At 57.3% G+C, this 25,855-nt stretch carries 20 protein-coding genes; 15 read left to right on the top strand and 5 right to left on the bottom strand.

Annotated features, from left to right (window positions below; translation table 11 throughout):
* Window positions 1-86: 86 nt before the first annotated feature.
* The 8 genes from CAUR_RS11000 to CAUR_RS10965 all read left to right on the top strand — a co-directional run bounded on the left by CAUR_RS11000 (window position 87) and on the right by CAUR_RS10965 (window position 6,279).
* Window positions 87-2,417 (top strand): xanthine dehydrogenase family protein molybdopterin-binding subunit, encoded by a 2,331-nt coding sequence (locus tag CAUR_RS11000; protein ID WP_012257971.1) that lies wholly within the window; start codon window positions 87-89, stop codon window positions 2,415-2,417.
* Between the two features lie 3 nt (window positions 2,418-2,420).
* Window positions 2,421-3,650: a molybdopterin molybdotransferase MoeA gene (locus CAUR_RS10995; protein ID WP_012257970.1), complete on the top strand. Its 1,230-nt coding sequence runs from the start codon at window positions 2,421-2,423 to the stop codon at window positions 3,648-3,650.
* Window positions 3,651-3,791: 141 nt separating this feature from the next.
* Entirely contained in the window at window positions 3,792-4,910 is a 1,119-nt protein-coding gene (aroB, locus tag CAUR_RS10990) for a 3-dehydroquinate synthase (protein WP_012257969.1), read from the top strand.
* Window positions 4,911-5,044: 134 nt separating this feature from the next.
* Window positions 5,045-5,194 carry a hypothetical protein gene (locus CAUR_RS10985; protein ID WP_012257968.1) on the top strand — a complete coding sequence of 50 codons (150 nt, stop codon included), beginning with the start codon at window positions 5,045-5,047 and terminating at the stop codon, window positions 5,192-5,194.
* A 2-nt stretch (window positions 5,195-5,196) separates the two neighbouring features.
* A complete protein-coding gene (locus CAUR_RS10980) occupies window positions 5,197-5,511 on the top strand; it encodes a nucleotidyltransferase family protein (RefSeq protein ID WP_012257967.1) in 315 nt (104 codons plus the stop codon).
* A complete protein-coding gene (locus CAUR_RS10975) occupies window positions 5,498-5,713 on the top strand; it encodes a ribonuclease HepT family protein (protein WP_012257966.1) in 216 nt (71 codons plus the stop codon). The genes CAUR_RS10980 and CAUR_RS10975 overlap by 14 nt, the downstream gene beginning before the upstream one ends.
* Window positions 5,714-5,726: 13 nt before the next feature.
* A complete protein-coding gene (locus CAUR_RS10970; RefSeq protein WP_012257965.1) occupies window positions 5,727-6,032 on the top strand; it encodes a nucleotidyltransferase family protein in 306 nt (101 codons plus the stop codon).
* 43 nt (window positions 6,033-6,075) lie between these two features.
* Entirely contained in the window at window positions 6,076-6,279 is a 204-nt protein-coding gene (locus CAUR_RS10965; RefSeq protein ID WP_012257964.1) for a HepT-like ribonuclease domain-containing protein, read from the top strand.
* Here CAUR_RS10965 and CAUR_RS10960 read toward each other — a convergent pair.
* The gene (locus CAUR_RS10960; RefSeq protein WP_012257963.1) at window positions 6,260-7,066 is read right to left on the bottom strand and encodes an IS5 family transposase; all 807 of its coding nucleotides are present in this window, start codon (window positions 7,064-7,066) and stop codon (window positions 6,260-6,262) included. The two genes, CAUR_RS10965 and CAUR_RS10960, sit on opposite strands and share 20 nt — an antisense overlap.
* A 437-nt stretch (window positions 7,067-7,503) precedes the next feature.
* Entirely contained in the window at window positions 7,504-10,278 is a 2,775-nt protein-coding gene (locus CAUR_RS10955) for an N-acetylmuramoyl-L-alanine amidase (RefSeq protein ID WP_242604911.1), read from the bottom strand.
* Between the two features lie 838 nt (window positions 10,279-11,116).
* On the opposite strand from CAUR_RS10955, the gene CAUR_RS10945 reads away from it, so the two are divergent.
* Both CAUR_RS10945 and CAUR_RS10940 read left to right on the top strand, forming a co-directional pair.
* Window positions 11,117-13,747 (top strand): sensor histidine kinase, encoded by a 2,631-nt coding sequence (locus tag CAUR_RS10945; RefSeq protein WP_012257961.1) that lies wholly within the window; start codon window positions 11,117-11,119, stop codon window positions 13,745-13,747.
* Window positions 13,744-14,934, top strand: coding sequence for a hybrid sensor histidine kinase/response regulator (locus CAUR_RS10940; protein WP_012257960.1), 1,191 nt, complete (start codon window positions 13,744-13,746; stop codon window positions 14,932-14,934). Before CAUR_RS10945 ends, CAUR_RS10940 begins: the two co-directional genes overlap by 4 nt.
* A gap of 175 nt (window positions 14,935-15,109) precedes the next feature.
* Here CAUR_RS10940 and CAUR_RS10935 read toward each other — a convergent pair whose 3' ends face one another.
* On the bottom strand, window positions 15,110-16,894 hold the full coding sequence (locus CAUR_RS10935) for an ABC transporter ATP-binding protein (protein ID WP_012257959.1): 1,785 nt from the start codon (window positions 16,892-16,894) through the stop codon (window positions 15,110-15,112).
* Between the two features lie 140 nt (window positions 16,895-17,034).
* Entirely contained in the window at window positions 17,035-18,783 is a 1,749-nt protein-coding gene (locus CAUR_RS10930) for an ABC transporter ATP-binding protein (protein ID WP_012257958.1), read from the bottom strand.
* A gap of 834 nt (window positions 18,784-19,617) precedes the next feature.
* On the opposite strand from CAUR_RS10930, the gene pufB reads away from it, so the two are divergent.
* The 5 genes from pufB to CAUR_RS10905 all read left to right on the top strand — a co-directional run bounded on the left by pufB (window position 19,618) and on the right by CAUR_RS10905 (window position 23,759).
* Window positions 19,618-19,779, top strand: coding sequence for a light-harvesting antenna LH1, beta subunit (gene pufB / locus CAUR_RS10925; protein WP_012257957.1), 162 nt, complete (start codon window positions 19,618-19,620; stop codon window positions 19,777-19,779).
* A 27-nt stretch (window positions 19,780-19,806) separates the two neighbouring features.
* Complete coding sequence (gene pufA / locus CAUR_RS10920) at window positions 19,807-19,980, top strand: light-harvesting protein (RefSeq protein ID WP_012257956.1); 174 nt, start codon at window positions 19,807-19,809, stop codon at window positions 19,978-19,980.
* 248 nt (window positions 19,981-20,228) lie between these two features.
* Window positions 20,229-21,473: a cytochrome c-554 Puf2C gene (gene puf2C / locus CAUR_RS10915; RefSeq protein ID WP_012257955.1), complete on the top strand. Its 1,245-nt coding sequence runs from the start codon at window positions 20,229-20,231 to the stop codon at window positions 21,471-21,473.
* 73 nt (window positions 21,474-21,546) lie between these two features.
* Entirely contained in the window at window positions 21,547-22,470 is a 924-nt protein-coding gene (gene chlG / locus CAUR_RS10910; protein ID WP_242604910.1) for a chlorophyll synthase ChlG, read from the top strand.
* 29 nt (window positions 22,471-22,499) lie between these two features.
* The gene (locus tag CAUR_RS10905) at window positions 22,500-23,759 is read left to right on the top strand and encodes a geranylgeranyl diphosphate reductase (RefSeq protein ID WP_012257953.1); all 1,260 of its coding nucleotides are present in this window, start codon (window positions 22,500-22,502) and stop codon (window positions 23,757-23,759) included.
* A 663-nt stretch (window positions 23,760-24,422) separates the two neighbouring features.
* Here CAUR_RS10905 and CAUR_RS10900 read toward each other — a convergent pair.
* Complete coding sequence (locus CAUR_RS10900) at window positions 24,423-25,814, bottom strand: dipeptidase (RefSeq protein ID WP_012257952.1); 1,392 nt, start codon at window positions 25,812-25,814, stop codon at window positions 24,423-24,425.
* Window positions 25,815-25,855: the final 41 nt, after the last annotated feature.

Below are 25,855 nucleotides of genomic sequence, written 5' to 3'. Positions count from 1 at the left end.
GCCGGATAAGGCCGCAAATTCTGGTATCATGCCTGTAGTATCTAAGAAGGTTTCGTTGTTAACAAAAAAGAAAGGCAGGTCGAACGATGGCCTATGCAGCCCTGATCGGTGCTGAAGTCAAGCGCCGTGAAGACCCGCGTCTCGTGCAGGGGCAGGGCACATATGTGAGCGATTTGCGCTTGCCGGGTATGCTTTATGTAGCAATTGCCCGTAGTCCGTATGCCCACGCCCGCATTGTCAGCATTGATAAGGCAACGGCTCTTACCTTGCCGGGAGTCGTTGCGGTCTATACCGGTACCGATCTCCTCGATCTCTGTCAGCCACTGCCGTTAGCCAGTTCTGGCGAAGGTGGCAGTGGCCCCCAGCGCTATACCGGTCGCACTCGCTATGTGCTGGCCGTTGAGCGAGTTCGTCACGTTGGCGAAGCAGTTGCCGCTGTGGTTGCGCATTCTCCGGAAGCAGCACTTGATGCGGCACTGGCTCTGGCGATTGAATGGGAACCTCTCCCGGCAGTGGTTGATCCGCTAGCCGCCATCGATCCGGCAGCACCGGTGATCTTTGAAGACCTGCCCGATAACATTGACCATCGCCGCCGCCGCCAGAAGGGTGATGTCGAGGCTGCATTCGCCTCTGCCCATCGGGTTGTTCGCCAACGAATGGTCAATCAGCGTCTGCTCGGTTTTCCGATGGAAGGCCGTGCTGTCGTGGCCGCCCCCGATCCAACGAACGACGGGGTAACCCTCTGGACGAGTACGCAGACCCCACATCAGGTACGTGGCGATGTCGCCAGGGTTATCGGGCTTGATGAGAATCGGGTGCGTGTTATCGCCCCCGATGTCGGTGGTGGCTTTGGGGTCAAGATCGGCATCTATCCCGAAGAGGCATTGCTGGCCGCGTTAGCCCGCCAGCTTCACGCACCCCTACGCTGGGTTGAACATCGACTTGAGCACGTTCAGGCCACTACCCACGGTCGCGGTCAGGTGTGCGACATTGAAGCTGCCGTCACGGCTGAGGGGGAAATCACCGCATTGCGGATGCGCATCGTCGCCGATCTCGGTGCCTACCCGCTTGCTCCCGGTTTGCCCGACCTGACCACCGCCATGGCTGTCGGGGTCTACAAGATTCCCGCCGTTGATCTGGAAGCGGTATGCGTGTATACCAACACCACACCGGTTGCCGCCTACCGCGGCGCAGGCCGCCCGGAAGCCGCTTACTACATCGAGCGTCTGATGGATCTGGTCGCTGCCGAGCTGAATCTGGACCCGGCAGAGGTGCGCCGGCGCAATTTTATCCCCCCGGATGCATTTCCGTACAAAACCCCGACCGGCCTGACCTACGACAGCGGTGAGTATGATCGGGCGCTGACCAAGGCGCTCAGCCTGGCCAATTACGAGCAATTACGCGCCGAGCAGGCCGCCCGCCGGGCTGCCGGTGATCGGATGTTGCTCGGTATCGGAATCGCCTGTTATGTCGAAATGTGTGGCTTCGGCCCTTATGAGAGTGCCCAGATCAAGGTAGAGCCGAGTGGTACCGTTACCGTCACCACCGGTATTTCACCGCACGGTCAGGGGACAGCCACGACCTTTGCCCAGATTGTCGCCGATCAGATCGGCGCCGATTTCAACCGCATTGTCGTCAAACACAGCGACACTGCCCTGACGCCGATGGGTATCGGCACGATGGGATCACGCTCGCTCGCCGTGGGTGGCGCTGCGCTGGTACGTGCTGCAACCAAAGTGCGCGAGAAGGCTCGCCAGATTGCGGCTGCAATGCTCGAAGCGAATGTGGCCGACATCGAGTTCCACGAAGGCCGGTATGTTGTCCGGGGTGTCCCCGACCGTGGGCTGACGCTGACCGAGATTGCCCGCCGCGCCTACAGTAATAAACTGCCACCGGAGATTGATCCGGGTCTGGAAGCGGTTGACTATTTCCGCCCCGCTGACCTGATCTACCCCTTCGGCGCGCACGTCGCTGTCGTTGAAGTTGATAGCGAGACCGGCCATGTCCGTATCCGGGACTACTATTCGGTTGATGATTGTGGGCCGCGGATCAGCCCGCTCATTGTCACCGGCCAGGTACACGGCGGTCTGGCCCAGGGTATCGCCCAAGCCCTCCTTGAAGAGGTGGTGTACGATGCCAATGGTCAGTTGCTGAGCGGGACGCTAATGGATTACGCTGTACCACGGGCCGATCTCTTCCCGCCCTTCACCGTTGACAAGACGGAAACACCGACCCCCCTTAATCCTCTCGGTGTGAAAGGGATCGGCGAAGCAGCTACCATCGGCTCGACACCGGCCATCACCAATGCGGTGATTGATGCGCTTCAACCGTTTGGTGTACGGCACATAGATATTCCGTTGCGGCCCGAAAAGGTCTGGCGGGCAATCAACAATGGACACCTCGAAAAAGGAGAGTGATCGATGGCTGAGATGCTCCGCGAATCGCCGTATCCAATGGTCAGCATCGCCGAAGCCACAGCGACGATCATGGCGCAGGCTCGTCCGCTGGCGAGTGAGGAGATTGAAGCGTTTTCCGCGCTCGGTCGAGTATTGGCCGGTGACATCACGTCACCGGAAGATATTCCTGACGTGCCCAAGTCGGCGATGGACGGCTATGCCCTCCGCGCCGCCGATGGTCTTACCCCTCGGCGCGTGGTGGGTGAATTGACCGCAGGCGGTGCCGCAGCAGTTATGCTTGCGCCCGGTGAAGCCACTCGCATTATGACCGGTGCCCCACTACCACCCGGTGCCGATGCAATGATCCCGGTCGAACTGACCACAGAACGCGATGGAATGCTCTACATCCAGCGCGAGCTACAACCCGGCGATTACGTCCACGTTGTCGGCCAGGACGTCAGACGCGGTCAGACCGTCTTGACCGCCGGTACTACCATTGGCGCCGCCGAGATTGGTATCTTAGCGACCCTCGGCATCACCCGGATTCCCGTGTATCGCCAGCCCCGGGTCGCCATTCTGGCAACCGGTGATGAAGTGGTCGAGCCGGGCAGTCCCCGTCCTGCCGGTGCCGTGCGCGATAGCAACCGGTATGCGTTGATGGCCGCAGTCCGCGAGGCCGGCGGCATCCCGATCTCACTCGGTATCGCCCGCGATGATCGGGATGTACAACGTCAGGCGATCCTGCACGGTCTGGATCAGGCCGATGTCCTGATCACCAGTGGCGGGGTCAGTATGGGGACGCGCGATCTGATCAAACCGTTACTGGCCGAACTCGGCACCGTCCATTTTGGTCGGATTGCCTTCAAGCCGGGGAAACCAACCACCTTCGCCACCATCGGCGGCAAGCTGGTCTTCGGCTTACCGGGCTATCCGGTCTCTTCACTGGTATCGTTCGAGGTCTTCGTTCGCCCGGCGCTGCGGGCATTGCAAGGTGATGCCTCACCGTTCCGCCCCCAGATCGAGGTCACCCTGGCCGAACCGGTCCGCCCATCACCTGATCGCCCTGAGTATCAGCGCATTATCGTGCGCTATCAGGAAGGACGCTTCACCGCAGTCACAACCGGTAGCCAGAGCAGCTCGCGCCTGCTCTCGCTACGTGGTGCCAATGGTCTGTTGCTCGTACCGGCTGGCGACACGGTATATCCTGCCGGTAGCACCTTGCCCGCACTCCTGACCGGTCCGCTCATTGTGTAGAGGATACAACTCGTGGAATGGTTTCTGCTCCAAACCGTCGAACCGTGGCCCGGTCCACTGACATATCTTGGTATCGCCCTTTTACTGATTGCGGCGCTGATGACGATCATCAATCGGCGTCGCAAACCCTGACAGCGAACAATGATCACAACCACGCTCACAGTTACGACCAGCACAACTTCCTACCCGGTCATCGTCGGGGCAGGTATCCTGTCCAACCTCGCCGACTACCTGGCTGAATGCGCCCTGCGCGGGACAGCCTGGATTGTTGCCGATGAACACCTGACCGCCATTGCCGATCAGACCGCAGCCCACCTGACAGCAGCCGGGTATCGCGTTCACACGACCACTGTGCCATCAGGTGAACAGAGCAAATCGTTCGGCGAACTGAACCGACTGTACGACTGGATGATCGAACACGGAATCGAACGCCGTGATGTCGTCCTGGCCCTCGGTGGTGGCGTGGTCGGTGACCTGGCAGGGTTTGCGGCAGCGACCATCTTGCGCGGTGTGGCCCTCGTCCAGATACCGAGCACGCTCCTGGCGATGGTTGATGCTGCGGTAGGTGGTAAAACCGGCATCAACCACCCGCTGGGCAAAAACCTGATCGGAGCCTTTCATCAACCACGGCTGGTGTTGGCCGACACCAACCTGCTGGCGACACTACCGGCTCGCGAGCTACGCGCCGGCTGGGCCGAAGTGATCAAACACGGTGTCATTCGCGATGCCGAATTGTTTGACGCCCTGGAAACACTCGCCGCAACCCAACGCTGGCACGCCGACAATCCGGCTACCTGGGATGCGACCGATCCGGCCCTCACCGGTGAACTGACCAACATCATCGCCCGCGCTGTTGCGGTCAAAGTCGACGTTGTATCACGTGATGAATTTGAACGCGGCGAACGCATCACCCTCAATTACGGACATACCATTGGTCACGCCATCGAGCAACTGCTTGGGTATCGCCTCCTGCACGGCGAATGCGTCGCCATCGGCATGGATGCCGCTGCGCGCATTGCCGTCGCCCTGGGCATCTGCCCGCCGGCCCTGGTCGAACGACAGCGTAACCTCCTCGCCGCCTACGGCCTATCAACCGCGCTGCCGGCAGACCTTGACCGCAGTGCGATCCTGACCCTCATCGGTCGTGACAAAAAGGTACAGGCCGGAAATGTGCGCTGGGTCTTGCCAACCGCTATCGGTCAGGTCGTCGTGCGCGCCGACGTGCCGCTTGCGGTGGTTGAAGCGGTGCTGGCGGGGTAATACGGTGAGCAATACCGCTACTGAACGCCTTTCAGTGTGCTACAATGTAAAGCGTTTACTCGCCGCAGCAAGCCAAAAATTCCTGTACCGGGCAGATTGTGTGTGCCGAAAGGGAACATTCCGGTCATGACAACGTGCGAGAACAAAAGGCTGCCTTCGTTGTCAAACACAACCTGACCGCAGGCGCGGATGACATCTTCGTCAACGGCGACTCGGCCATCCGTGGTGCGCAATCGCTGGATGGCATGTTCAAGGCGCGGTTGTTTGGTGGTAAGAAGGGGTAGCTGTGCCGTTCCCGATTGACCAATACAAGGAAGCTATTGGCGACTTTTGCCGTCGCTGGCAGATTGCCGAGTTTGCCGTGTTCGGGTCTGCGTTGCGCGAGGATTTTGGTCCTGATAGCGACATTGATGTGATGGTCACGTTTGCACCGGGTACACAATGGTCTTTCCAGCACTGGCTGGCGATGATCGATGAGCTGGAACGCATCTTTGGCCGCAAGGTTGACCTGGTTGAGCGGCGTGCAGTCGAGGCGAGCAAAAACTACATCCGCCGGAAACATATCCTGACCCATCTGGAGCGCGTGTATGTGGCGGGATGAAGCCTACCTGCTTGACATGCTGATCGCCGCCAGGAAGACCTGCCAGTTCGTTGCCGGTCTCTCCTGGGAGGAGTTCCAGCGCAGTTCGCTGCATCAGCACGTGGTTGCCAGGGTGCTGGAACATAGTAACAGCGACTCGGTCATCCGCGGTGCGCAATCGCTGGATGTCTTTTCAAGGCGCGGTTGTTCGGCGGTAATGTAAGCGGAGGCGTCGGATGAGCGGAAGCATCACCATACCACGTGAAGCTCTTGCCGACTTTTGCCGGCGGCACCATATCCGTCGCCTGGCGCTTTTTGGGTCTGCGCTACACGGCGACCCTGGCCCGGAGAGCGATATAGACCTCCTGGTGGAATTCGCGCCGGGACACGTCCCCGGCTTGATCAGGTTAGCCCGGATGGAGCGTGAACTGTCCGCCCTTTTTAATGGGCGGAAGGTTGACCTTCGCACGCCCGAAGATTTAAGCCGATATTTTCGCGACACCGTGCTCAAGGAAGCAGAGGTGCAATATGCCCAAGAGTGATCGCATCCGTTTGCAGCACATGCCAGACGCCGCGTAAGAGGCTATGGCGTTTGTCCAGGAAATGACGCGTGAAGCCCTGGAACGTGACCGCAAACTGACCCTGGCTCTGGTGAAAGAGATCGAAATTATCGGTGAAGCTGCTTATCAAGTGTCCGCAGCCACGCGGGAGCAGATGCCGGATATCCCATGGGAAGACATCATGGGCATGCGGCACCGGCTAGAGCCTGTTATGAACGTTGAACCATGAGAGCGACAAACCGATGGGCCAACAAGATGGCGAAGGCGACGACATGCAAGCCGGCCAGCGTCTCCGCCACACGTTCGTCGTCACGTACCAAGCGACGGAAGCGCGTCATCCAGGCAAACCTGCGCTCGACCACCCAGCGCCGCGGCAGCAAGACAACGCCTCGCTTGGCGGTCGGCAGCGTGACCACCGCCAGGCGACTGCCGTGGGCGGCGGCATCGGCTGCCGGTTGCTCACCGGTGTAGCCCTGGTCAACGACGGCCACCTCCACCGTGTCGCCAGGTATCTCCTGCATGCGCTGCGCCAGCGCCGCCACCTGCGCCCGGTCTTGCTCGTTGGCTGGCGTGACCACAACCGCCAGCAGGTGCCCCAGGGTAGCCACCGCCAGATGCACCGTCGCGCCGTTCCGCCGCTTGTGTCCATCGTACCCGGCACGTCCCCCGCGTTCCGGTGTCGACTGGAGCGTCCGGCTGTCCACAATGACAGCGCGAGGCTGGGGCGTGCGGTCAGTGATGTCACGCAGCAGCATCCGCACGTCATGCACCATCTGCGCAACCACGCCCGCCTTCAGCCAGCGCTGGGTCTGCTGATACACCACGGGCCACGGCGGCACGTCAGTGGGCAGCATCCGCCACGGCGCACCGGTACGCAGAAGGTAACGCAGCGCATTGGAGACGTCGCGCAGGGGGTATTTCCGCTGCGGTGCTGCTTCGTCCATCAGCGTCAAATAGGGCGCGACAAACGCCCACTCCTCATCGGAAACATCACTGGGATACGCTTTTCGTGTCATAGCGTCATGATATACGAGCAGAACCGAAAAGTCCATAACAGGCTCTAGTGCATGCCTGCTTTGACATCAATCTGGACATCCTCTGGAACACGGTTGTCTAAGACTTGCCGTTGCTGATAAAGGCATTACAACAAGCCCTGGAGGAAGGATAACATATGCCAAACGGCATCCATACCATACACCAGACTGGAGCACCGCCTGATCCTGCTCGCCGGCTCAACAACCTCTTCGACTACGAAAGCAACAACAACCTGCTGCCGATTGCAACAATGTGGCCGCTGGCTATGACGCCAGCGGCCACAGATACCTGTACCGACATTCGCGGGTACGCGGTTGCAGACCTTATTCAGTCTTCCTCATTGATGCCCATCAAGCCGGTGAGACGCCCGGACAACCTGGCATCCTGGTATAAAGGCGTCTCCGCATCGCCACCCGACTCATTCCCGTGTCACCAGTGGGAGCATCACCTGATACACCGTCACATTGCTATCAACCCGAAACTGGAGACTGACGACCTCAGACTCATTGCGATTGCTGTCGAACGCCTGATACCGCAGATGGTAGTCGCCATCAGCCAATGCCCCTATCTCGATAAACGGTTCGGTGGTTGTTACCCATGTCTCGCCATCCCAGGAATAGCGCAGCAGTGTGCTCCCACCACCCAGGTCCGAGGCACTCAACCGCAAACCGTCGAGACGCCGGAACAACGACCCAAGTATCTCACCACTGCTCAGACCATCCCGCACCAGTTGAAAATCGCTTGCCCCCGGCTCCTTCACCCGATAGCCAACCGCTGCACTCCCGTCGAGTTCAAAATACTTGACGGACAGGGTGTGGAGACCGGCCGTCAGCGTGATCGTACCGCTCAGCGTTCGGAGTGGATGCAGACCGGTATTCGCCACGACCAATCGCTCGTTCACCCACAGCCAGGCCCCATCGTCACTACTCAGCTCGAAGGTGTACTCTCCGCTTACCGGCGCCACGAAGGTGCGAGTCTGTTCAATCAGGAAGTGATTATTGCGCTCAGGCACCGGCCCTCCGTCTCCCCACTCGCGCAGGTCGCCATACCAGACAAAACTCCCCAACAGGGCACCACGGCGAATCGAGAGCGGGTTCTGGGTGCGGGCCAGCAGGCGTTCAGGCGTATTGGCTAACTCATAAACCATCGCCAGCGGTTGGAACAACCCGGTATAGCGGGTAACCTGCGGAGATTGACGTTCCGGCGTGATCGTAATCTGTTGTTCGGCTTGCGCCAGAGCGACATAGCTGACATACTCGTGGATCGCGCCGGCCCGTAATGTCACCACGCCCGGCGTGCGAAACCGCACGTAGCCGACAATGGTTTGCGTCTCACCGGGATCGAGACGGCCACTGATCCCCCACCGCCACGGATAGCCACCCGTCTCACCGGCACAGGTCACCGTGCGATCTTGCGGGCCTAACATCACACGGAAACGACCTGCCTCTTTCGGAAAGGTGGGATAGTCCTGGTTTGCCGCACCGAGAAAACATTCGCCTTCATCGTAGACGTAGCCCTCACGTTCAAACTGATCGCTACTCAGGTCGAACACGCTCCCACCCTGGGGGTCTTGACCGTAGATCGGGTCAGAACCGACATTACGGACGGTAAAGCGCACCGGCAACACCTCACCGGCGGCAATCGTCGTCGCGCCATATTCAACGGCAACCAGTTCCATGCGCTGGCGAGAGGTATCAATCGGCTGCCATTGCACAGCATCAAACAGCACTGCTCGCTGGCCGCTGAGCGGTTCACCGGTGAGGTCTGAGAGATAAAGACTGGCGGTACTGGCAGCAAAATTGTAGGTACCAAGATCGATCCAGCCGGTTTGAGCAGCCTGATTGACTACCCGTTCCACTACGCCACCGGCCGTCGTAATGCGGTACCGCGCCTGTTGACTTACATTCAGCGCAGTACAACCGGCAGGCACGTGGACTAAAACCCGGTAGACACCAGAAGCCGGTAAGTTGGGGCGCCAGGTTGCGTAGTTTGTGCTCTCAGACTGTTTATCAGTTGCGAAGGTATACAGTGTTGTACCACCGTATCCGCACGCCATCTGATACCAGTTCGCGTTGCTGCGGGTGAACCCACTCTCGTGTTCTTCAACGATCAGATCGCCATTGTCGGGCTGACTTTCACCTGCCAGCCGTGCCTGAACCCGCTGCCGAATCTGCGGCAACAGATTGAAGAGCGCATCACCTGGACAGGTGGTATGGCCCGGTGTCACCTGGCGATGACCACTGATATGATCAATCACCGCACCGGGATTGAACGGCGAGCAGAAGCGGGAGATTGAACACCCATAGTAGAAACTGCGCCCAAACGGATCGATCCGCTTCTGGTCAGCCTTCCAGGCTAACAGAGCCACCAGTGAGTCAACAGCCGCAGCCGTTGGTGCCGCGCTGCTATACGTACCGATCAGCGAAACACCCATTGAACCATAGTTGGCCGTATCGTGAAAACCAACGACATCATCGCCACCGGCCCGACCCTCGTAGATGACACCATTCGGATCAATCAGGTAGTTGTAACCAATATCACCCCAGCCCCGTGTGTAGGTATGGAATGACCAGATTGCACGCACCCGGTCAGCCCAGGTCTGACCTTCGGCCAGGGTGTTGGAGTCGGCAGTGTGATGAATCACCAGATGGCGTACCGGATAGTAGGCCGGTGGCGCCAGCGGGCTGGTTTGGCCGTGAGGATTGCCCCACGCTGTCCGACTGACAACCGGCGGACGGGCGACTGCTGCCGGCTGGCTGGACATCGTCGCGGTTGGTGCTGCGGGGCCAAAACGACTATCCACCGTACTCACGAGGAGCGAACGGAATGTGGATGGCGCCGAAGGTGCATCAACTCGCACCTGATACCAGTGCCGGTCGGCACCGACGTAGACCATCTCGCTCCAGTGCAGATCGGGGCCATCCGCAGGTTGCCACAGCTCATCATCTTCCTGCACCTCGTACCAGTCGCTCCAGACCACACCATCGGCACTGACCCGCAAAGCCAGTCGCGGATTGAGGTCGGGGGCTGCTGACCAGCGCAGCAGCATGTGGGTAAATGGACGAGGGGCTGGCGTCGGTGGGGTGAGGAACCCGTCGGCAGCCGGCAACAATGGCAGTGTATCACCCGGCGCAACTGTTTGATCGGCTACAAAAAGTTGTTCATCAGGCCGTCCATCAACAGTTCGTTCCAACCCTGCCGATCTTGCCGACCATGGTAACATCAGCGCCCAGAGGATGCCGATACATATCACAAGACGAAACCAGGAAGTCATCGCACACCTCGGCGATAAGATAGCTTCTCCGTCAATCATGCTAACGATACTGCGTCGTAAAAGGCGAGAGGTCTGGGTGACGAAATGATGACAGACCAGGAAGTCATCTCTCCTCTCCCATCTGTGACAGGCTTTCCAGGAGAGTTCGCATGAGAACTTATTTCATAAAAAGCCGTGCTGTTGTGCTACCCAACCATTGCACAGGCGCATACACGCTTGCCAATCACCAAAGACAGTCTACCGCTCCTGGCCCGTTGGCAGAGCGTAGCTCCGCTCGTGCCATCAACTCACTGAATTGGTTGCCTTGCCCGTTCGCCATGCGTGTGTCGCGGCGTTTGGAGTGCGGCAGCATGGCTGCCGCAAGCAGCCGTGCTCACGATCCGGCGTATGGCACGCTGTTGACCATACTGGTCACGGGAATGCTGTGTGATAGTCACGATCATTGAGTCGGTCAGTAATGAATGAGATAGCTTCTAGTAAATGCTTTCTGAAATAAGTTCTACGCAGCCCAGGACTTCAAGCTGTGCCAGCACAAAGACCTTGCGCTTCTGATATCCACATAGCATAGGTTTTTAGCCCGCGCCAACGGGTGTATCATTCCACAGACAGGTGAACCGTCTCACCAAGTCCTGTCTCACTTACTGTAAGGCATCCGTCATCTCGTGATAATTGCGATCTACACCACTTTCTGTTACCATACATAACGATTTCATAACCAACAGCCGTGTCACGGCTACCAACATAGTTGTGTGCATTCATGATGAACGCCATTCGCTCAAGCATACAGCTCAAAATCCTGCTCCTGCTGCTCGGTCTGGCCTTACCACCACTGATTATCGTTGGATGGCTCGGACTGAGCAGTTTGAATATTGCCCGTGAAACGGCTGTCGTTGAGGGCACAAACGCCCTCCGCCAGCAGGCGACCGCCAGCCTGCGCCAACGTGCCGCCGACAAGGCCCAGTTTTACGATGCATCGCTTATCGGTGTCCAGCAACAAGTGGAAACCGTTGCCGGTTACGCCCTGCAACGCTACAACGCACCGGTAGTCGAATTCAGCAACGAGCGGGTCTGGATAGCGCCCCGACCCAGCGAAGACTTACTGCGAACCTACGCTGCCGAAATCGGGTATGTGCGCCGCGTTATCCCTCTCTTGCGAGAAATCGTGGCTAGTAACCCGCTGGTCAACATTGGCTATATCGCGCTGGAAACGGGAGGCATTATTGCCTTTGACAATGAAGCCGTTATTGATCAGTTGTTAACCCTCGAATCGTTCGATCCACGGGTACGACCGTGGTACGTCAAAGCCCGTGACGCCGGCACAACGGTGTGGACGGAACCGTATGTCGATGCCAACACCGGCTTACTGGCTACAACGTGCGCCAGCCCGCTATATGACCAACAGGGTCAATTCATCGGCGTCGTTGCCTTCGATCTCCTGCTCGAAACGATTCAACAAGACCTGTTGACGGTTGATGTTGGTTCGAGCGGGTATGCCCTGCTCATTAATGCGAATGGCGATGTTGTGGTACGGCCAAACATGCAAGCGAATGGACGCTGGGATCAGCCATACCAGACCGAAAACCTGCTCAATTCAACCAACACCGACCTCCGGGCTGTCGCCGAGCAGATGGTGGCACGGCAATCAGGCGTGCAACTCATTCAGGAAGATGGGCAGGCCAGCTACGTGGCTTATGCCCCCATCACAACTGCCGGCTGGAGTGTGGCGCTGGTGATACCCGCCAACGAGATTGATGCACCGGCAATCGCCACCGGTCAGCGCCTCAGCGAGAGCCAGAGCCGATTATGGAATCAGCTTGTCGTAGTCTTGTTGATGATCATTATCTCCATCGGCTTTCTCGGACTCTTACTGTCGTTCTCGTTCACCAGTCGGATCAGCGTTCTCCGCGAGGGGGTGCAGGCGGTAGCGGGTGGCGATCTCTCGCGACGCCTGCCCGTAGCCGGAATTGACGAGATCGGGCAACTGGTTGACGCCTTCAACCGCATGACCGATACACTTCAGAGCAAAATCGTCGAGCTGGAAGAAAATGCCCGTCAACTCGCCACCCTTAATGCCGTCTCCAATGAATTAAAAAGTATTCTCTCCTGGCCGGTCTTGCTAGAGACTATTCCAAAAGTGGTGTGTGAGCGATTTGGCTTTGATCGGGCGGTACTGTATCTGGTTGACGGTGATGTCTTGCGGGCTGTAAGTGCTTCATTTGGCCCCGGCAATGAAGATCAGGCACAGCAGTTTCTCGCGGTTGCCAACGCGCATCCACTGCGGGTAGACGGTGGCAGTGTCGAAGCAGATGTCGTGCGGAGCCGGAAAGCTATCATTGTTGATAATCCCTGGGAACATCCGCGGGTTGACAAGATCAAACAAGCCGCCTCAGCCAGTCGTTCGTATGTCCAGGCGCCTATCTTTGGTCGTAACGATGTGGTGATCGGGATTATTTCGGCAGATTACAAACTGAGTCAGCGTCCGGTGCAGGCCCGCGATGCCGCCCAACTGCTGACCTTTGCCAGCATGGTTGGTCTGACGATTGAGAATGTCCAGCTCTACAACGACCTTGAACAACAGGTAGCGCGACGAACCGAAGAGCTGCGGGTGGCGTTGGAACGGGCACAACTGGCCGACCGGCGCAAGAGCGATTTTCTGGCCAGTATCAGCCATGAGCTTCGCACACCGTTGAACGCCATCATTGGCTTTTCTACCGTGTTACTCGATGATACCGATCAGCCGTTAACTCCGACGCAGCGCGAAGACATCCAGAGTATCAATCGGAACGGACGCTTCCTGCTTCATCTCATCAATGAATTGCTTGACCTGGCTCGCATCGAAGCCGGTCATCTCAATCTGGAAATTAGCAATGTCAATCTCTATAATATTACGAGCGAGGTCTGTGATACCGTCCAGACGCTGCTGAGAAACCGACCGGTGACGTTGCGCAATGCAGTCCCGGTCACCTTACCCGACATCGCCGCTGATGGTGATCGACTGCGGCAAATTCTGTTTAATCTCCTCTCGAATGCAATCAAGTTTACAGAACGTGGTACTATTACAGTAAGCGCACGAGTGCATGATGAAGTAAATGAAGACGGGAAAGTCGGGCGGTATGTTGCGGTCAGCGTGTCAGACACCGGCATCGGAATACCGCTGGAACGACAACACGAAATCTTCAACGAATTTGTTCAGATTCACGGTCGCCGGTCACGGCTCAGCGGTACCGGTTTAGGATTGGCGATCACGCGCAAATTAGTGCTGGCCCAGGGGGGAAGAATTTGGGTTGATAGTACACCAGGGATTGGTTCAACATTTACCTTCACGATACCGGTTGCGCAACCGGCATTGCTGGCAGCGCCGGTAAACATTGACACAACGACGCCATGAACCAGTTGCCACAAATTCTGTACATTGAAGACAACCCAGACAATCAGCGTCTGGTTCAGCGAGTACTCAGCGCTCGTGGCTATCAGGTCGTCATCGCCGAAGACGGCCCTGGTGGTCTCGCGCTTGCCCGCACGACCCATCCGGCGCTAGTGCTGGTCGATCTCGGCATCCCTGGTCTCGATGGCTACGAGACGACAACCCGCCTGCGTTCGCTGGCCCACATGCACAATGTGCCGATTATCGCCCTGACCGCAGATGCCTCACCCGGATCACGCGAACGTGCCTTAGTTGCCGGCTGCGATGGGTATCTGAGTAAGCCGATTGACGCCCGTGCGCTGCCGGCGCAGATCGCCGAATTCATTGAGGGGCGTCGCGAACGCTTGCCGGAAGTCATGGAGACGGAGCTGTTACGCTCGTACAACCAGAAGCTGGTCGAGCGGCTTGAGGCACGGGTACGTGAACTGACACTGGCCAACGCCCAATTGCAAGACCTCGACCGGATGAAGGATCAGTTCCTGGCTACCCTCTCGCACGAACTCCGCACTCCCCTCACGTCGCTCCTTGGTTATCTCGAACTCTTCGACCGCGGCATGCTGGGTCCGCTCACACCACAGCAGGAAGAAGCGGTTCGCGTCATGCGGCGTAGCAGCGAAGTGCTGGCCCGCCAGCTCAACAACCTGCTCTACTTTCAAGAGGTACGCAGCCGATCACTCAATTTCGTGCAATTACAGCCGCTCGATATTCTGCGCCCACTTATCGCCGCCGCTCGCGAACGGGCAGCCCAGGCGCAGTTGCAGTTCGAGGTCCTCCTTTCAGAAATGCAACCTATTGAGGTTGACCGCTCGGCATTTGAACATCTGGTACGCAATCTCCTCGACAACGCCTTCCAATACACCGAACCCGGTGGGCGAGTGCGGTTCATTGTCCGTGATGAACCAACCCGCCTGATCATTCGGGTCGAAGATACCGGGATCGGCATTCCTGCCGGCGAGCAAGAAAAAATCTTCCTCCCCTTTTACCAGGTTGATCATTCGCTGGCTCGTGGTCATCCCGGCAGTGGACTTGGGCTGGCGATTGTACGCCATATCGTCGAAGCGCACGGTGGTCAGATTGCGCTGCGGAGCGCCCCTGGCGAGGGAAGTGCGTTTACGATAGCTATTCCGCGCCGACAGGTAGCCGGTGGGTGATTGATCACCACAAAGACACAGAGGGCACAGAGGGTTTTGTAAGAGTCTCTGTGTCCTCTGTGCCTCGGTGGTGAATACATACCAGGCTGTGTCGACTATCACCACAGAAACCCAGAGAGCACAGAGGGTTTTTACGAGTCTTTGTGTCCTCTGTGCCTCGGTGGTGAACATCCACCTACTCACTCATGCCGGCAAACTGCAACTGATACAGGCGGTAGTAATAGCCGTGCCGCGCCAGCAGCTCATCATGGGTTCCGTCCTCAACCACTCGCCCCTTGTGCAACACGATAATCCGATCAACGTGGCGAATGGTGCTCAGACGATGGGCAATGATGATGCTCGTGCGCCCTCGCATCAATCGCGCCAGTGCCTCCTGGATAAGAGCTTCGGTCTCGGTATCAACACTGCTGGTTGCTTCATCGAGAATCAGCAATACTTCGGGGTTAAAGGCAATGGCTCTGGCAAAGGCCAGTAACTGGCGTTGGCCGATAGAGAGATTCGCTCCCCGTTCGCGCACTTCGTGGTTGTAGCCACCCGGCAGCCGTTCGATAAACCGGTGGGCACCGACCAGTTCCGCAGCGGCCCGCACCTGATCGTCACTGATCGCGTTATTGTGCAGGCGAATATTACTGGCGATAGTCCCACTGAAACAGACCGGGTCCTGCGGCACGGCTGCAACGTGCCGTCGTAATTCAGCCTGCGGCAGATCGCGAATGTCGATCCCATCGAGCGTGATACTGCCCTGCTGCACATCGTAGAACCGGGCTAGCAGCCCGACCAGCGAACTCTTGCCGGCACCGGTCGCGCCAACGATAGCAACCGATTGTCCGGCAGGAATATGCAGACTGATCCCGCGTAACACGGGTTCCTGCGGATTGTAGCCAAACACGACATTGCGCAACTCGATCTCGCCCCGCACCGGCGTCGGCAGGGTACGGGGTTGCACCGGGTCGCGGACCTCAGCCTGTGTATCGAGCACCGCAAAAATCCGCTCTGCCGATGCCATCGCCGACTGCAAAACGGTATACCGTTCAGCCAGATTACGGATGGGTTGAAAGGCGCGTTCGAGATATTGAATAAACGCTACCAGCATACCCAGCGATGCCCAACCGGCCAGTACGCCGTTGCCACCGCCCCACAGCAGTGCTGCCGTACCGATGGCGGCCAGCAGGTTGACCGATGGGATAAAGATCGCGAAGATCAGTACTGAACGGATGTTGGCCTGCATGTAGTCATCACTCAAACGTGCAAACGCTGCCCGACTACGTGCTTCCCCGTTGAAGAGCTGGGTCACCAGGACACCGCTGATCTGCTCGCTGAGGAAGGCATTGATCCGGGCCAGGCGCTGCCGTACCAGGCGATATGCCGCACGCATAAAGCGCTGGTAGATGGAAACAATCAGCATCAAGACGGGCAACGTCGCCAGACTGATCAAGGCCAGACGCCAGTTCAGCACAAACATCACCACAATAATCCCGATCAGGGTCAGTAGATCGGCCACAATCATCACCACACCCTGAGTCAGGAACTCGTTGAGCGCATCAACATCATTGGTAATGCGCGTGATCAACCGCCCCACCGGGTTGCGATTGAAGAACGAGAGGCTCATGTACTGAATGTGACGAAAGATCGCAACTCGCAAATCCTTCATCACCTGCTGACCGACGCTGTTGATGAAGTAGGAATGGCTATAGCGGAATAGAAAATTGGCCAGCAGCGCACCAAGAAAGGCGACAAAGTAGGGCCAGACACCGTCAATGACACCGGCACTAATCGGACCATCGATGGCCTGTTGGATCAACAACGGCGGCACCAGATCAGAGAGGATCGCTCCGATCAACAGCACAATTGCAACACTAAGCCGCCCCCAATAGGGAATGACATAGGTTGCCAGACGCCGCACCAAACGGCCATCGTAGGCTTTACCGAGAATTGTGTCATCATCAAACTGATGTGCCACTCTGAACTCCTTATGACTGAAAACACGCCAGACCTGCTTAGCGCCTATTCAGATATACCCCGGTGAGTCTGATGATTATGATTATGAAGGCAATGCCTTCACCCAATCCCGTAAGGTTCTGCTGACACATTCCGAACCTGCTAATCATCACGTTCCAGCTCCGCGGCGATCAACTCGCGGCGATACATAGCTGCATAACGTCCGTTACGGGCAAGCAGTTCTTGATGCGAACCACGTTCAACAATCTGACCTTCGTCCAGCACAATGATCTGGTCGGCATCACGCACGGTGGCAATCCGCTGGGCAATGATGATAGTCGTTCGACCGGTCATCTCGGTGCGGAGGCCGGCCAGAATCTGGGCCGCCGTGTGAGTATCAACGCTACTCAACGCATCATCGAGGACCAGAATCCGCGGATCGCGCATTAAGGCCCGGGCAATCGCAACCCGTTGTTTCTGACCACCAGACAGCGTAACTCCTCGTTCACCAACCATCGTCTCCATACCACCGGGTAGCTGATCCAGATCATTGACCAGACGAGAGACCTCAACCACGTAATTGAGGCGATCAGGATCAACCGTTTCGACGCCGAACCCAATATTCTCGCGCAACGGAATACTGAAGAGAAAACTCTCCTGCGGCACATAGCCAATCATTCGTCGGAGTGCAGCCAGATCGAGATCACGGATATCAATCCCATCAACCAACACCTGCCCGACATCAGGATCGCGCACGCGACCAAGGAGATTGATCAACGTCGTCTTCCCGGCACCGGTCGCCCCAACAATAGCCAGCACCGTACCTGCCGGCACCCGGAACGACAGATCGCGCAGCAGCCATTGCTGATCGGAATGGCCGGCCCGCACACCCACACCACGAAACTCAATTTCGCCCTCGCCGGCAGGCAGACGTGGCGTTGCCGGCGAGGTAATCAGCGGTTGACGGCGCAGAATGTCACTTAACCGTTCGAGCGAAGCGGTTGCCTGTTGAAACAGATTAACCATCCAGCCCAGAATGATCATCGGGAAGGCCAACAGCGCCAGATACGCATTGAACTGCACCAGCTCACCGATGGTCAGCGTCCCGGCAGCTACCATCTGCCCACCAACCAGCAAGATCAACGCCGAAATCAGACCGAGGCACAGTGTCATTGCCGGCCACAACGCGCCCGACAGCAGCACATAGCGTAGATTCAGATCACGATACCGCTCGTTATCAGCGGTAAACACCGCAATCTCAGCCTCTTCCTGAGCAAAGGCTTTCACTGTGCGAATACCGGCAAAATTCTCCTGGGCACGAGTCGACAGCACACCAAACTGATCCTGCACCCGATGGAAAATCTGGCGCATCCGGCCACCGATAGCGACAAACACAATCGTTGCCAACGGCAACAACAAGACCACAATCAACGCCAGCACCGGCTGAACCAGAAACATCAACACAGCGGCAGCCAGAAAGGTCAGAATCGCAGTAGCGGCACCGTTAAGCCCAGGGCCAAGAAACTGACGAACCGCACTCAAATCGTTCGTCAGACGTGCCATCAGATCGCCGGTGTAGTGTTGCTGATAAAACATCTGTTCAAACGACAACAGACGATCAAACAGATCGGCACGCAGATCGTTCTCAATTCGATACGACGTCACCGCAATCAACATGCGCTGGGCAAATTTCAGGCCACCATCAATGATAGCCAGACCAATCAATGCGCCACCAAACCAGATCAATTCCAGCGGAACGATAGTGCCGTTGGCAACCCGATCAACTGCCAGGCGCAAGACCAGCGGAGCGAGAGCGCTGACGGATGCGCCAAGGGCTGCTGCCAGCAAGCCCAGCAGCAAACGACGACGGTAACGATGCAGATACGGAAATAACAGACGCAGGTGGTGCATAGCAACTCCTGACAAGACAAATATCGTCATAGCAGTATAACCGGTCTGGTGAGAGATTGGCGTCAGTCGCAGGATGGAAGTTCTTTTCAGGAAACCATGAATGATGAAGATGGTAGGGCACAAAAAATTCAGCACCTGCACCTATGCAATCAGAAGACTGCCGTGACGCAACGCATCCATACTCAACTAGAACTTATTTCGTAAAAATCTGTGTGGTCGTGCTACCCGACCATCGCACAGGCGAAGGGCTGACGATCATCTCTAGCCAATGCCATCCTGGTTGGATGGGTGGCCTTGCCCGTTCGTCAGGCGTGTGTCGCGGAGTTTGGAGTGCGGCAGCGTGGCTGCCGCATCAGCCATGCTCACGATCATGCGCGTGTTACGCCGTTTACCCTGCTGGTCACGGGGATACGGTGTGTGCTCGTCACGATCTATGGAGTCGGTCAGTATTGAGATAACTTCTAGCAACCCAATAACGCATCGCTGGGAGTCAGGGCTACCCAGCCGTAACATCACGCAGGTACGCTACGAATCAACCGAATCATCGACCAACAACATCTGCACGCACCCAACCCAAAGCAGTTACAGGCATTTGAAACAACCTGCTTACTGAGCACGGAATGCCAGAAGAATCGCAACCTGGGATTGTCTTTTTTCTTAAAAGCAACGGATTGACATTTTTCTTTGATTTCTATATAATTTAAGCAACACACCGCCGTTGCATGGTCTTCAACGAATACCGCTGAAGGGCGCTTACGATAGCGGCAGTTTCGCAGGAGACCAGCCGGGTGTCGGTCACAATCTCGCCGGTAGCAGAAGAGTGGAGGTTCGCCCATGCGCGACGACGATGATCTGGTTCCACCAAAATGGCGTCCGCTGTTTAACAACCAGGACTGGCTGCTGCACGACATCGTGGTGAAGTCGTTCTACGGCTTTGGTGTCATTGCAGCCATTGCCCACCTGCTGGTCTATCTCTGGAAACCGTGGCTTCCCTAGATGATGTAGAGTGAGGAGGGACTATTCATGCAGCCTCGCAGCCCGGTGCGGACGAATATCGTCATTTTTACTATTCTCGGTTTTGTGGTGGCGCTGCTTATCCACTTCATCGTTCTGAGCAGCCCAGAGTACAACTGGCTGTCGAATGCCGAAGGCGGTGCTCTGCTGTTAAGTGCAGCGCGTGCGCTGTTCGGGATTTGACCGATGGCGGGCCGGCCACGGCTCGCGTGAGACGGCAACCGCCAGCAGCGTTTCTGCTGGCGGTTGTTGTTCGCAGGCGACGGAGATTCGGCGTTTTTGCACATAAATAAAAAAATTGACCTCAAAAAACAATTCGTGTATACTTAGTACCGATACATAGTCAGGGGCGGCGTCGCCCTTCCGCCGCAATCTCGCGCTTGCATCGGCGCCGATAATATCGGTTCGCCGATCTGGATCAGGAGAGGCCCATGCAATCGTCACGACCAAGTGATCGGCAATTGGCGATCGTTGTTTCGGTGGCGGTGGGAATCGTTGTCGCGGTCATTACGACGGCCACCTTCTGGTGGGTATACGATTTGACGTTAGGCCGTGCGCAACGGGAGGCCGCACAAACAGCCGGTGCACGCTGGAGTCCAAGTGACGGGATTAAAGTTATCACCAGCTCACCTCCGGTCACTCCCACCGATGGCCGCCAGAACTGGATGGGTACGCAGGCATGGAACGAAGGAGTACAGGCTGGTCAGGCCTGGATCCAACAGTATCCAAATACGGTAAATGTCCAGGTGCTGATTGGGATGAGTTCAGCCCAAATCTGGACGTACATGCAGCAGTATGTTTCGGGTGCCCTTGGCGTTGGTTGTCAATATTGTCACAACATCAACAACTTTGCCAGTGATGAATATCCGCAGAAGATTGCCGCCCGGAACATGTTGCGTCTGGTGCGTGACGTAAATGCAGAGTTCATTGTCAACCTCCCCAACTGGCAGGGGAATTATGTCCAGTGCGCAACCTGTCATAACAATGCACCTAATAATCTTGAGGGATTCGGTGCTCAATTTATCAATTCGGTGCCACCGATTAAGGTAACGGTTGATCCGCTCGATGCCAATGGAATGGCGATCCTTGACCCGGCGCAGAAGCCCGAAGCGATTCGCGAGCCGGTGCTGCTCAAAGATGCCATCCTCTTCTATATTTACAATTATCAGGTCTGGAAGCCATTCGATCCCAATGATCCCGAAAGTGGGCGTGGTTCACTTGCCCTGACCTATGATGGCGGTCGCACGCAGGATCAGGTGACCATTAACCAGAACGTGATGAATTATCAAGCCTGGTCGCTTGGGGTTGGCTGTACGTTCTGTCACAACTCGCGTAACTTTGTGGCCTATGAGCTGAATCCGGCTGGCGATAATGTCCTTAATCCGCTGTACGCCTACAATAAGTTGAAGGCACAACGTATGTTACTGCTGACAACCTGGCTGGCCGAGAACTGGCCGCGCTACGGCGCGATTGCTAAACCGGAAATTCCTACCGGTAGTGGTGCAGCCAGCCGCTATTCGTACCAGCGTCTGGGTGATGGTCAGATTTACAATGTGCCCGGCTGTTACACCTGCCACCAGGGGAATAATATCCCACTGGCGTCAATCAATCAGGCCAATATTCCATCTGGTGATGCAGGGATTGTGGTCTTACCACCTCAAATTCGCGGACGGTAAACGATCGTGTTGAAGGGGGCGTGAATGCGCCCCCGCGCCATCAATGCGCTAGAGAGCATTTCCCATGAGCGACATGAGCGATCAAACCAGGCTATCTTCTCCTCCGTCGCTACCCCTACACAAACAGCCCCAATCGCGCTATGCATGGTTGGTGCGTTCAATCCAGTTGATGAAACCGGTCACCTGGTTCGCACCAACCTGGGCCTTTATGTGTGGCGCTATTGCCAGCGGTGCCCTGGGCTGGAATGAGTCGATTGGCCGTCTGCTCCTTGGTATGTTTATGGCCGGTCCCATCCTGTGTGGCCTGTCACAAGTCGTCAACGATTACGCCGACCGTGAAGTCGATGCTATCAATGAGCCGCATCGCCTCATTCCTTCGGGGCAGGTCTCATTACGGCACGTCTATATTTTGACCGCTGTCCTCACCTGGATCGGAGCGAGTATTGCCCTTTTCCTGGGTCGACAGGTTGCTTTTTTTGTCGCGCTGGGCCTGGTGTTCGCTCTCGCCTACAGTTTGCGACCGATCCGGGGCAAGCGTAATGGCTGGATCGGTAACGCACTGGTGGCTATCTCTTATGAAGGTCTGGCCTGGATGGCCGGCCACGCCGCGTTTGCCCCGCTGACCGGTGAGAGTGTGACGATTGCACTCCTCTATTCGCTCGGTGCTCACGGTATTATGACCGTCAATGATTTTAAGAGCATCCGTGGCGATACCATTATGGGTATCCGTTCGATACCGGTACAGTACGGCAAGGTGATGGCTGCACGGATGGTCGTGACAACCATGGGTGTGGCCCAGATTGCGGTGATCGGGTTGCTGTTCCATTGGGGCCATCCGGTTGCGGCAACGGTTGTCGCGATCTTACTGGCAGCGCAGAGCATTCCTAACGCCCGCTTTATCCGTGACCCTGAAAACAATGAGGTCTTTTTCAACGCGACCGCGATTATGCTCTATGTCTGGGGCATGTTGGCGGCGGCGATTGGTCTGGCAGCTTGACGGGCTTGTGCCCCTAGAGGTGAGTTGGAATGGCACCACGGGTTCTGATAGTTGGCGCATCGGTAGGCGGAGCGACCGCAGCCATCACGCTGCGGTCGTTCGGTATCGAGACCATCATGCTAGAAAAGGAGTTGAGTAAGGCTAAGCCGTGTGGTGGCGCAGTACCGCCAGCCGCCTTTCGTGAATTCGATCTCCCGACCAGCCTGATTGATCGCAAGGTAAAGCAGTGTCTGATCGTGTCGCCGTCGGGCCAGGAGACGCGCGTACCGGTAGCCGGCACGATCCCCAGTGACGATGATTACGTCGCCATGGTGCGGCGCGAGGTCTTTGATAGCTTTTTGCGTCAGCGTGCCCAAGAGCGTGGTGCCGATCTGATCCACGCCCAGTTGACCGGTTTGCGGGTTGACCGGCGTGGGGTTGTCGCCACCTACCGCACGCCATCCGGCCATGAAGGTTCGGTCTGGGCCGATGTGGTCATCGGCGCCGATGGTGCCTATTCGCCAACGGCGAAGTTTCTCGGCTTACCCCATCTCCCCCGCGCAGTGGCCATTCAAGAGCGCATTAAGCTCTCCCCAGACAAGATGGCGCGCTGGGAGGAGACGGCTGACCTGTACCTCGGCTATGAAGTCAGTCCCGATCTGTACGCCTGGGCCTTTCCCAAGCGTGACCATATCGCCGTAGGTATCGGTGCCGGACCTCGCCATAGTACCGCAGCAAAACAGTTGTTGACGAACCTCAAGCGGCGGCTTGGTGATGCCCTGGCTGGTGGACAGACGATCCTGCGCGAGGCGCACGCACTGCCGATGGAACCTCGACCACATATGGCGTTTGACCGTGCGATGCTGATCGGGGATGCCGCCGGGTTGGTCGTACATACCTCTGGCGAAGGTATCTATTGGGCAATGAAGAGTGGCCAGATGGCAGCCCAAACACTGGCCGAGTATCTCGATGCTCCCAGTGCGGCAAACCTGCGCCACTACGAACGGCGCTGGTGGAAACAGTACGGCACAATGTACCGCTTCTTGCGCTTTTTGCAGATGTGGGGCTACGGTAACGAGCGGCAGATGGAGGTATTTACTGAAATGTGCCGTAATTACGATGTGCAACGCTTAACCTTCGACAGCTATATGCACAAACAGATGGCCCCCGCGCCCTGGCTGGCCCAGTTGCGGATGACTGCCGAGATTATTGCCAGTGAGGTTCGCAATTATCTCCGCCCACGAACGCCGATACGAGAACAGTTGGGATTGACGGTGGTCGAAAAAGAGCGCATGGTCGCCGCAGATTAGGCGGGGCGGGTTCCCAACCCGCCTCCAACCTGTCCGTACCCATCCCGCCCCATTCCGACGGTAGGGGCGGGTTCCCACCCACACCCAACCTGTCCGTACCCACATCCCGCCCCGTTACGGCGGTCTATGCGTTACCCACTTGTTACCCAGTAACCGATATGACGCCCCATATCACATCGTCATGGATACGTGGCTGGGCTTCCAGCCCGCGTGCAGGCATCCTCGCCACCGCCGTCAGGTGCTGGCCGTGGCCGCTGGTGCACAGGCACGAACGTCTACGCGCAGGTGGCGCATTCATGCCTGACCGACTCGATGATCGACACAAGCATATCCAGCATCCCCGTGACCAGGATGAGTAACGGTGTGCCACGCGCCGGATCGTGAGCACGGCTGCTGCACTCCAACGGTGCGGCACGGGTATGACGAGCGGGTAAGACAACCCATCCAGCACGTGCCGGAACGGCTGGAGCGGCGCACTGCCACTGAACCAGCAGCCGGGGAGGTGGTCGTTAGTGCCTGGCACGCGGTCATGCGCCTGGGCGACAGGCGCACGATAGCCCAGCGTGATAATAGACGTTCAAGCACCCTGTCACGCCTCACAGTATCAACCTGGGTTATCCCCATCTCCTCTGTGTCTCTGTGGTGATAAAGGTTGCAACCTGGTTATCTTAAGACATACGCATCTGCCAGTTCGGCCAGATAGTGAATGATCATTGCACTGCCGCCAAACAGGCAGGGCAGAAATATCTTTTCATTCGGCGCGTGCAGGTTGTCGTCAGGCAGGCCAAAGCCGGTAATGACGAGCGGCGCTTGCAGGTGTTTCTGGAAGGTTGCCGCAATTGGCAGCGTGCCTCCGCCAATTGAGAAGGCCGCCGGTCGCCCAAATGCCTTTGCGAAGGCTGTTGAAGCCACCTGCACCGTCGGATGACGATAATCAACCAGCACCGGCCACGATGCACTCAATACCTCTACCGATACCTGCACGGTTGATGGTGCCTGCTGCTGTAAGAAGTTCCGCACCAGTTCACCAATTTCAACCGGGTCTTGATGTGGTACCAGACGCATCGAGAGTTTGGCCCTGGCCTGAGCCGGGATCACCGTCTTTTTGCCCGGCCCCGTGAAACCGCCACTGATGCCGTGGATATCAAAGGTTGGCCTGATACTCGCCCGCTCAAGCGGTGTAAAGCCCTCTTCTCCGGCCAGCGCCGGCACACCGGTCAGCGCCTGCAATACCGCATCACTCACCGGTAGGCGATTGATAAACGCTCGCTCTTCGTCATCAACGATGCACACTTTCTCGTAAAACCCCGGTACCCGAACCCGGCGTGTATCACCATCTTGCAGTGCGGCAAGCAGGCGCACCAGCACGTTGAACGGATTATCCACCACACCGCCAAAGGTACCGGAGTGGAGATCGGTCTTTGGGCCACGCACAGTCACTTCCAGATAACAATTGCCCCTTGTGCCGTAGAGGATGAGTGGTTGTTGTGGGCTGAGCATCATCGAATCCACCAGCAACACCGCATCACAACGCAGCCGTTCTGCCTGATCGGCCACGAAACGATGAAGCAGCGTACTCGAAACTTCTTCTTCGCCCTCGATGATCAATTTAACGTTAACCGGCAAACGACCGCTGGTCTGGAGCCAGGAAGCCAGGGCAAAGATCACGGCCATCACCTGGCCCTTGTCATCGGATGCGCCGCGAGCATAGAGGTTCTCACCGACCAGCGAGGGTGTAAAGGGTGGTGTATGCCATTCAGCTACCGGGTCGGCAGGCTGTACATCGTAATGGCCGTAGATGAGCAGCGTTGGCGCCTGTTCGGCACCAAGCCATTCGCTGTAGACCAGTGGCAGCCCGTGGTCGGCGACAATTTCGGTGTGGTGCATCCCAATGTGCCGCAGGCAGGTTGCCAGCCATTCAGCGGCTCGCACCATATCGGCCCGGTGGGCCGGATCCATGCTTACACTGGGGATGCTGAGCAATTCGTACAGTGCAGACAGATGTTGATCACGATGTTCCGTAAGATAACTTAATGCAGCGGCCACCGGGGTCATCGCATCCTCCTTGATGAATACCTGGCTTGAAAGCAGAATCG

Source organism: Chloroflexus aurantiacus J-10-fl (assembly GCF_000018865.1).
Lineage (GTDB): Bacteria > Chloroflexota > Chloroflexia > Chloroflexales > Chloroflexaceae > Chloroflexus > Chloroflexus aurantiacus.
Note: the sequence above shows the minus strand (reverse complement) of the source record. Positions and strands in the feature narration are given on the sequence as shown.

Excerpts from the sequence above, each read along its gene's own strand:
- CAUR_RS11000 (WP_012257971.1), top strand. The coding sequence starts at position 87 with ATGGCCTATGCAGCCCTGATCGGTGCTGAAGTCAAGCGCCGTGAAGAC.
- CAUR_RS10995 (WP_012257970.1), top strand. The coding sequence starts at position 2,421 with ATGGCTGAGATGCTCCGCGAATCGCCGTATCCAATGGTCAGCATCGCC.
- aroB (WP_012257969.1), top strand. The coding sequence starts at position 3,792 with ATGATCACAACCACGCTCACAGTTACGACCAGCACAACTTCCTACCCG.
- CAUR_RS10975 (WP_012257966.1), top strand. The coding sequence starts at position 5,498 with ATGTGGCGGGATGAAGCCTACCTGCTTGACATGCTGATCGCCGCCAGG.
- CAUR_RS10970 (WP_012257965.1), top strand. The coding sequence starts at position 5,727 with ATGAGCGGAAGCATCACCATACCACGTGAAGCTCTTGCCGACTTTTGC.
- CAUR_RS10965 (WP_012257964.1), top strand. The coding sequence starts at position 6,076 with ATGGCGTTTGTCCAGGAAATGACGCGTGAAGCCCTGGAACGTGACCGC.
- CAUR_RS10960 (WP_012257963.1), bottom strand. The coding sequence starts at position 7,066 with ATGACACGAAAAGCGTATCCCAGTGATGTTTCCGATGAGGAGTGGGCG.
- CAUR_RS10945 (WP_012257961.1), top strand. The coding sequence starts at position 11,117 with ATGATGAACGCCATTCGCTCAAGCATACAGCTCAAAATCCTGCTCCTG.
- CAUR_RS10940 (WP_012257960.1), top strand. The coding sequence starts at position 13,744 with ATGAACCAGTTGCCACAAATTCTGTACATTGAAGACAACCCAGACAAT.
- CAUR_RS10930 (WP_012257958.1), bottom strand. The coding sequence starts at position 18,783 with ATGCACCACCTGCGTCTGTTATTTCCGTATCTGCATCGTTACCGTCGT.
- pufB (WP_012257957.1), top strand. The coding sequence starts at position 19,618 with ATGCGCGACGACGATGATCTGGTTCCACCAAAATGGCGTCCGCTGTTT.
- pufA (WP_012257956.1), top strand. The coding sequence starts at position 19,807 with ATGCAGCCTCGCAGCCCGGTGCGGACGAATATCGTCATTTTTACTATT.
- puf2C (WP_012257955.1), top strand. The coding sequence starts at position 20,229 with ATGCAATCGTCACGACCAAGTGATCGGCAATTGGCGATCGTTGTTTCG.
- chlG (WP_242604910.1), top strand. The coding sequence starts at position 21,547 with ATGAGCGATCAAACCAGGCTATCTTCTCCTCCGTCGCTACCCCTACAC.
- CAUR_RS10905 (WP_012257953.1), top strand. The coding sequence starts at position 22,500 with ATGGCACCACGGGTTCTGATAGTTGGCGCATCGGTAGGCGGAGCGACC.
- CAUR_RS10900 (WP_012257952.1), bottom strand. The coding sequence starts at position 25,814 with ATGACCCCGGTGGCCGCTGCATTAAGTTATCTTACGGAACATCGTGAT.